This window comes from Microcystis viridis FACHB-1342 (genome assembly GCF_014698335.1).
Lineage (GTDB): Bacteria > Cyanobacteriota > Cyanobacteriia > Cyanobacteriales > Microcystaceae > Microcystis > Microcystis ichthyoblabe_A.
Window position 1 is genome coordinate 1 of sequence record NZ_JACJSV010000110.1, and the last position, 8,296, is coordinate 8,296.

An 8,296-nucleotide genomic window follows, 5' to 3' on the forward strand; every position below is an offset into this window, starting at 1 on the left:
CTCTGTTGGCTTTAAAGTTTTTACTTGTTCGTAAGTCATCTTTCAATCTTAACTCTTGGACTATTTTATCCTATTTTGTCTAGACTTATGCAAGAGATCTATTGCATATTTCCGAAGTAGATACCATCGTAGAACATCATGTTCCGTTGCCAATGCTGAAACCTCGACCCGTCACGGAGCAAGAGAGGAAGATTGGCCAGTTAATTGCAGAACGAATTCCTGAACACGCCTGTCTGCAAATCGGCGTAGGTGGAGTACCTAGCGGAGTCTGCGAGGCGCTAATGGATTGGCAGGATCTCGGCATTCATACTGAGGTACTCGTTCCTGCTTTAGCAAGCCTGATTCAGAACGGTGTTGTCACCAACAAATGGAAAAAAATCAACCTGGGCAAATCTGTCTTCACCTTTGCCATGGGAGATGAAGCTTTCTACAACTTCATCAATGACAACATCTCGCTGGAAAGTCATCCCGTCAATTATGTGAATGACCCGGCTGTGATTGCCCAAAATGACAATGTGGTGTCGGTAAATTCCACAATTGAAATGAACTTAACCGGAGCTTGCAATTCGGAATATGTTGGCGGTCATCAGTTTACCTCGACCGGTGGCCAGTTGGATTTCGTCCAGGGGGCCTATGCCTCGAAGGGCGGTATGTCCTTCATCGCCTTCCAGTCTTCAATCAAGGATGGCAAGATCAGTAAGATCGTTCCTCGGCTTTCTGGGCCGGTCACGACACCCCGCACCGATGTTCACTATGTGGTCACTGAAAACGGTGTTGTCGATCTCAAGGGACTCTCCTCAACCGAAAGGGCGGAGTCTTTGATCGGACTAGCGGATCCAGCGTTTCGAGACGAACTCACCGCCGCTGCCAAGTCAATGCACTTGATCTAGTGATTTTTATTCAGATTAGGACTAAGTAATGAGCAATTACAATGTTGGACTGAAGGCTCTCGATTTTACAGGGTAATCGCACGTCGTTTTGTATAAAATGTAAGGTTCTTCATACGATTACCCTGTGCTTGACATTCATCGGCTATTATGCTATTACTGAGACTGTGTTAGCTTTACCGCCAGAGGATTAGGTACATGAAAATCCTTCATATTAGCTTAACGCCTCAAGGCTCGGATTATGTCTCTTTACGCTATTTTTGGGACAATCCTAATCAATATGAAGAACGCAGACTCCCTCTGGCTGAAATTAAAGATTTAGGCAACCAAGCAGAGACGAATTATTATACCCGTATTCCCGTAGATTATGCCATTACAGGACAAAAACTCTATCATTGGTTGGATGGGAATAACCGTCTTTTAGCCAATGCGCTCAAGGAATCTCAGCAACAAGGGTTGATTATTGCCATTGCGGCAGATAAGGGACTGGCCCATCTACCGTGGGAATTATTACATGATGGTCAATGTTTCCTAGTAGAAAAACAACCCCCTATTATCCCTATTAGATGGGTATCTAATAGTCAATCAATTGTAATAGTAACTCAACCCAAAAATCGTGCTTTAAATGTGCTATTTATGGCAACTTCTCCCTTAGATGTTGAACCCGAATTAGATTATGAAGCAGAAGAAGGGCAAATTTTAGAAGCAACAAAACGCACTCCTGCTAATTTGAGAGTAGAAGAAAGTGGTTGTTTAACTGAGTTGAGTTATGTGGTTGGGGAATATGAGAAAAATTACTTTGATATCTTCCATTTAACAGGTCATGCAACCCATCAAAATGAAAAACCTTGCTTTCTTACTGAAGACGAATATGGGGGTTTAGTTTATAGTAATACATCAGAAATTGCTACAGCATTAAGATACCCTTTACCTCCCTTAATTTTCCTCTCTGGTTGCCGTACAGGTTATGCTAGTGATGGTGTAGTTCCCTCGATGGCTGAAGAATTATTGAATCTGGGTGCAACTGCTGTTTTAGGATGGGGTCAAAATGTCCGCGATAAGGATGCTACTGAGGCGGCAAGTCGCTTGTATTGGGAGTTATCCCAAGGGGAAACGGTGGCAAAAGCGATCGCATCTACCTATCAATCTTTAATTAAGCAAAATGCACGAGATTGGCATAAATTACGATTATATATCAGCAATACTTTACCCCAAGCCTTAGTGACTCCCTTAAGAACAAAGGGACGGAAACAACTGCCAAAACCGACTACAACCTTAGAATTTAGGGATGATGAAAATCGCTTAAGGGTAGCCAGTCGAGAGGAGTTTGTAGGTCGTCGTCGTCAATTACAAAACTGTTTACGAACTCTAAAAACAGATTATAACAAAGTAGGGGTATTAATTCACGGAATGGGGGGATGGGGTAAAAGTAGCATTGCTTCTCGACTGTGGGATAGATTACCTGATTATGAAAAGATTCTTTGGTGGCGACAAATTGATGAATCTAACCTAATTAAAAAGCTATCGTCTAAATTAATTAAACCAGAATTACGAGAAATTCGTAATATTTTAGCATCAAATAATGACTGTTTAGAGGTTAAACTTGCTTACCTTTTTAGTCAATTAGCAGAACTAGGAGAAAAACCATTTTTATTAATTTTTGATGACTTTGAATGGAATCTCGAACCCCGTCAAGGTGGATATATTCTTAAGCCAGAAGTTGCCCCCATTTTAGAAGCATTAGTTAGGTCAATTCAAGAAACGGGAACTGAAAATAGGATTATTATTACCTGTCGCTATGATTTTGATTCTGATTTATTGGATTATTTTTATAAGCAAGGGTTAGAACCTTTTAGAAAGGCTGAATTAACTAAAAAACTCAATCGGTTAAAGAATTTTAATTCTGATAAAATCTCTGAAAATGTACGAGAAAGAGCCTTAAATCTAGCAGATGGTAATCCTCTTTTGTTGGAGTGGCTGGATTTGGTGTTAAAGCAGTCGGATTTGGATGATGAAAGCATTCTGTTGGCAATGACGGCAAAGCAACAGGAGTTTTTGGAAACTATCCATGCTCCTGAATTGTTAGCGCAACAATCGGATTATTTTCGACAACTGTTAGGTTTGGAAATAATTTATACTATTCCTGTTCCTAAAAGGGCTTTTGTGGCGATTTGTCCAACGAAGATTTCTTTAGATTTTTGTTTAGAACGGGGTCAAGCTTTGGGGTTAATTGAAGTTTATGATCGTCGGCGATCTGAGCCTTATTATCGGGTTTCGCGTTTATTACAGGGATTGTTGTCTGTCTCTGAAGGTCAGGAAGATTTAGCACAAAAGGCAGCCCAGGTTTTAGACCAGTTATGGTGGGGGTTGGATTGTCAATGTAACGAAGAACAGGCGTTAGAAATTCATCGTCTGGCATTGTTGGGGAAAGAGGAAGATATTGCTACTAAGGTTTACGCATTTTTATCCAGCTTCTACAACAGCCGGGGTCAGTTCCGTCAAGCAGATTCTCTGTACCAAAATACTTTGAGCATTATTGCCAATAAACAATATAAAATGGTTACATTACTAAATCAAGGAAATGCCTATCAAGGTCTAGGCTTATACCAGGAAGCTATCAACTCATATCAAGATGCAAAATTGCTGGCTGAGGTGCTAAAAAATGAAGAGATAGAGGGAGTAGTTATAGGAAATTTGGGAATTTGCTATTATAGTATGGGGCAAATTGAAGAATCTATTCGTTACTATGTTAAAGCTCTACAAACTGCTTCAACTTTGAACAACGAAGAGTTACAGGGATTGAATCACAATTATCTTGGTTGTAGTTACAGCACATTAGGAGATATAGAACAAGCTCGTTATCATTATCAACAAGCTTTAGCAATAGCTGAGAAAATAAAAAATTTACTAATTGAGGTTATGTCTTGTTGTAATCTTTGTGATTTTTATGGAAAAATTGGAGAGTCTCAGAGTGCTATTACTTATGGTCAAAGAGCACTTAAAACCCTAGAAACAACCAAAGATTTAGAAGATTTAGAAAGTAAAGCTACAATACTTCATGGACTCGCAGAAGTATTAATTGATGAAGAACGTTATCATGAGGCAATCTTTTATACAGAACAAAGCATTGAAATTGCCAAACAGGTTGATAGCCCCAAACTTTACAGCGAAAATTATAGTGCTTGCGCCTGTGCTTATTTATATAGCAATAAATTAAATGAAGCTTGGAATGCCGCTACAGAAGCTAAGAAATACGACTATCCTCAAAATAATTACTATGTTTTAATGTTACTGGGATTGATTGCTTTAAAGCAAGGGAATCATAAACTTGCTGATGATCAATTTCAAGCTACACTAAAGAATTTAGAAAAATTGACATCTGAAAGGCAGTCTAGCTTTAGAGCATGGGACACCAAATTTCTAGCACTCTGTGGTTTGGCTTTGAGTAGAAATATTGACCATCAAAACTACATTTCAGATGCCGTAGAGGCATATCAGAAAGCTCGATTGTTGAGTCAAAGCAATGGAACGGTAAAGCGTGTTCGACAGTTGTTCCAAATTCTGAAATCTGTAGATTCTGAAAACCGATTAAATACTTTACAAACATTGATAAAACCAACTTATTAAATTAGGCGAAGTGGAGAGAGATATGAGATTCAAATATCTACACATAAATGGAGTTTGACATCAATATCAAACTCCACTCATTTATTAAGATCAATCATTGATTGTACTTTGTGCGTCCTCATTGATCCTTGAAATGTAAATATGCAGCAACACCAACAACACCAGCAACTGCTAAGGGAAGTGTAATGGGGTTGGTGGCTAATGGCGCTAAGGGCGCTAATAAGGACCCACCCGATCCTGCGGCAATAGGGGCAGCCAACACTCCCGCTGCTTTCAGCAAACTACCACCATTTCTTTGAAGATTGGAATGAAGATTCTGCATGATTGCTCTCCGCGATCTATAACTTTCCACGATATAATCATCATAATAGTGAGTTTTTTGTTTGTCAAGTAGCATCCGTGAAAACTGCATCATGGTGAGTTCTCTCCTTGTAACTGGCGCTGGGTCACAGTCTGGGGATTTCTCTGACGTGAGCAACTCTTCCTTGCCTTGATGCGGGGTTGATGCCCTAGACGATTGTTCGAGTCTTGAGCCGGTCAGAGAGTGGCGACCTATGCTACAAAACGGTTTTTTCAACCAAGGGTGCGACGGTCTACCACTTCTTCTAAGATACAAGGGTGCGTGATGTGCGCGTATTTACCTTAAAATTGAGAAAATGAACGATATTTGAGCCTTAAAGCACCATAACCGTTTAATTCCTCCAAAATTGCTTAATAATACGAGTGCGATCGCTGATCTTATATTATATATAGTGCGATCGCCTAATTTCCCTGGGCAGATACTTTTTTGACCTTTTCTGCCCTTCAGACATCGCAGCAGCCTTTAGAGAAGCCTTCTGGCAGGTATTTGACCAGATATCTAGCTTTCTCATCGTCGAAGATGGCATTACTTGGCTGCTGGATACAGGGATGAAGTTCCCTTTAGCGAAGTTGCCCTCGCCCATTACCAGAGTTTAGACTCGGAACGAGAGGAGGAGTGGGAACGGCTGTTGCAAGCGTCCAACGTGCCAAACATTCGGCAAGTATTCAAACCTGAAACCCCCTTCTATGCAGTACACCTGCTCGGTTTTACCGATGAGATGAAAAGCCGCCCAATATAAAACAGCGAAGCACAGCTAAAAATAAATGTCTAATCTCCTAACAAAATCTCGAATAACTTCTGACATTGTTAATTTCATTCTAGATGTGTATTCTGGTAACGCTTTCTCATATTCGGAGTCATGAGTATCGGCAGTCTTTTTTCTTTTAAGGGTCTTGACATACTCACGAAAAATAGCTACTATATGAGCATAGCGGATAGGGTAATCAACCGCTTTAAAAACCCAGTATTCAAAGGACTAACGCTGTACCTTGACAATCAAAGATATGGGGTTCTACCTAATCGTTCTAGTTTCTCCCTGTAGGTAGGTAAAATCTTTGCAGGAACTAGACAACACAGTAATTGAAGCGTTAGCTTCAATTCAAGAAAATTTTGTAGAAATACAACTATCGTGGGGCGCACGAAAAGTAACGCTTGGGGAAAGAACCACCTCTGTTTTAGATAACGCAAGGAATCTAAAGCAAGTGGACTTGTTGAACCAAGAATCCCTCGCATGAGCGCGATGGGATCGTCAAAATGTTGGCACTTACCTGGCAGAACGTTTGGTTCAGATAGGAGTAAAACATCATTTCGTAGTCCCGGGTGACTACAATCTCGTCTTGCTGGACCAGTTTCTGAAAAACCAGAATCTTTTGCAGGTAGGTTGCTGCAACGAACTGAACTGCGGCTTTGCGGAGGTGGCGCAGATGATCAGACAAAAGCTGCCGATCATCATTTTTCTCGTCAACAATCATGGCTACACGATCGAGGTTGAAATTCACGATGGCCCCTATAACAACATTAAGAACTGGGACTACGCAGGGTTAATCAAAGTATTCAACGCCGAAGATGGGGCGGGCCAGGGCCTCCTCGCTACCACCGCCGGGGAACTGGCCCAGGCGATCGAGATAGCTCTGGAAAACCGCGATGGACCGACGCTAATTGAATGCGTTATTGATCGTGATGATGCCACTGCTGATCTGATCTCATGGGGTAGGGCTGTTGCGGCGGCAAACGCCCGCCCTCATCGCTGATCCCTAACTGCCTGTCCACATTCAGGGATTTCAAGTGGAACGGCACTGACGGAGAGATTGTCAACTTAACGGGAGCAGCTATTCTTCCACAAATCTGTAATGCTGGGGGCGTTTCCCCAGTGAGATTGTCCCCTATCTTATCCAGAGCGAAGGAGTAATTTTATGTTTAAAGCAGAGATTGTTGCCGGCTTGATTGCATTGGGCGGTTTTAGCTTGGGCGCTCAAGCTATGACATTAATTAGGGTCTGCTGAAAAAGTTTCTCGTGGGGGTAGGGTGTGGGGTGTAGGGTGTAGGGTGTAGGGTTTTACCCATTTTCATCTGGTAAATTACCTAATTTTCAGGGAAAAAGTCCAGGCATTTTCCCCCCGATCCCTCCAATGGCTGGCACTTTTTTATTTCCCAAAAGTCTAAAAGTCTTACCCAACGAGGTTTTTAGATTTATTCAGCAACCCCTAATTAGCCCAACAATTGAAAACGGTAAATCATTACAAAATGCACAAATCTATAATGGATGGTGATGTACTGGTAAAAATGAATCTCCCGCTTTGAAATGGAGCGATGTTCCCAAAGGAACTAAGAGTTTTGCTGTCACTATGTATGATCCTGATGCACCAACAGGAAGCGGTTGGTGGCATTGGGTGGTCGTCAACATCCCGGCAGATGTGCGTAGTTTACCAGAAAATGCTGGCGTGAAAGACAGTAAAAAGCTTCCTCAAGGGGCGATTCAATTGCGGAATGACTTCGGCTACAACGGCTTTGGTGGTGCTTGCCCACCGGAAGGCTCAAAACCCCATAACTATCAAATTACTGTTTACGCATTAAATACATCTAAACTAGATATTCCCCCCAATGCTTCCCCTGCATACGCTGGTTTTTTTATTTTGCAACATAAAATCGGAGAGGCTCGTTTAATAGCACCAACAAATGCACGTTAATAACATCTTGACCGCAGCTGGTGGGTTTGTCCCTTTTTGCCAAAATACAAGCAGGCGGCTAACTCGGATTCAGGATAATCTGTGAAGCTCTCGGCGAAAGCCTCAAGCACGGTTCTGAAGACGAGTCGCTCCTCCGACTCGATCGCTTAGTTGAACATCTGAGCCTCGGCTTACCTCAAAATATCCCTGTTGTCAAGTAGTTCAATTGTTCTGTTAGTTGGTTAATCTGTTTTCCTATCAGCAGCTTCGATAGCTTCGGTGGGTTTAGCCTCGGTAGGAGCTGCCTCTTGATGGTGATGGAGAAAATCCTTGGGGGCGAATTTTCCCGCAAACTTGCCCACCTGACCGCCGATCGCTTTGCCCATATTACCAGTAATCCCACCTAATAACCCATTATCAACGAAATCCCCCGCCACTTCGCCTAGGGTTTTCCCCGCCTGCTCTAAGCTTTTGCTCTCAAAGGCTGCTTCAATTTCATGTAATACCATTTCTCTAAATGAAAACTACACATCGAATTTAAATCCCCCTTTAAGTTCCCCTTTTTAAGGGGGATTTAGGGGGATTAAACTTCTGTAGTCAGACTTTGGAGAATTGGTATAACTCATTTGGTTTCTCTGGCTTTTGCTCTCCTGGGGGACTTCCAAAAAATAAACTATTCATTCTCAAGAATAATAATCATTCTCGGAGTGTGGGAGGTAGGGATCGATGGTTGCCCCCTCCTTCCAATTTTGTAG

Annotated in this window: 6 protein-coding genes and 2 pseudogenes; 6 read left to right on the forward strand and 2 right to left on the reverse strand. The window is 41.9% G+C overall.

Annotated elements, in window-relative coordinates; genetic code table 11:
- The first annotated feature begins 101 nt into the window (after window positions 1-101).
- Both H6G40_RS21960 and H6G40_RS21965 read left to right on the forward strand, forming a co-directional pair.
- A complete protein-coding gene (locus H6G40_RS21960; protein WP_002735669.1) occupies window positions 102-890 on the forward strand; it encodes an acetyl-CoA hydrolase/transferase family protein in 789 nt (262 codons plus the stop codon).
- Window positions 891-1,085: 195 nt separating this feature from the next.
- The gene (locus H6G40_RS21965; RefSeq protein ID WP_069475090.1) at window positions 1,086-4,514 is read left to right on the forward strand and encodes a tetratricopeptide repeat protein; all 3,429 of its coding nucleotides are present in this window, start codon (window positions 1,086-1,088) and stop codon (window positions 4,512-4,514) included.
- Between the two features lie 118 nt (window positions 4,515-4,632).
- Here H6G40_RS21965 and H6G40_RS21970 read toward each other — a convergent pair whose 3' ends face one another.
- Window positions 4,633-4,929: a hypothetical protein gene (locus H6G40_RS21970; protein WP_069475091.1), complete on the reverse strand. Its 297-nt coding sequence runs from the start codon at window positions 4,927-4,929 to the stop codon at window positions 4,633-4,635.
- Window positions 4,930-5,404: 475 nt separating this feature from the next.
- Between H6G40_RS21970 and H6G40_RS21975 the strand changes: the two genes are divergently transcribed.
- The 4 genes and pseudogenes from H6G40_RS21975 to H6G40_RS21985 form a co-directional block, all read left to right on the forward strand.
- Window positions 5,405-5,614: a hypothetical protein gene (locus H6G40_RS21975; protein WP_141705466.1), complete on the forward strand. Its 210-nt coding sequence runs from the start codon at window positions 5,405-5,407 to the stop codon at window positions 5,612-5,614.
- Window positions 5,615-6,140: 526 nt separating this feature from the next.
- Window positions 6,141-6,275: pseudogene (locus H6G40_RS23810) on the forward strand (thiamine pyrophosphate-binding protein); the annotation flags it as partial.
- A complete protein-coding gene (locus H6G40_RS21980) occupies window positions 6,270-6,626 on the forward strand; it encodes a thiamine pyrophosphate-dependent enzyme (protein ID WP_277927704.1) in 357 nt (118 codons plus the stop codon). The pseudogene H6G40_RS23810 and the gene H6G40_RS21980, both read left to right, overlap by 6 nt.
- Window positions 6,627-7,157: 531 nt before the next feature.
- Window positions 7,158-7,562, forward strand: a pseudogene (locus tag H6G40_RS21985) (YbhB/YbcL family Raf kinase inhibitor-like protein); the annotation flags it as partial.
- A 221-nt stretch (window positions 7,563-7,783) separates the two neighbouring features.
- Here H6G40_RS21985 and H6G40_RS21990 read toward each other — a convergent pair.
- Window positions 7,784-8,050, reverse strand: a complete 267-nt coding sequence (locus H6G40_RS21990) for a hypothetical protein (protein ID WP_242028827.1) — start codon at window positions 8,048-8,050, stop codon at window positions 7,784-7,786.
- Between the last annotated feature and the right edge of the window lie 246 nt (window positions 8,051-8,296).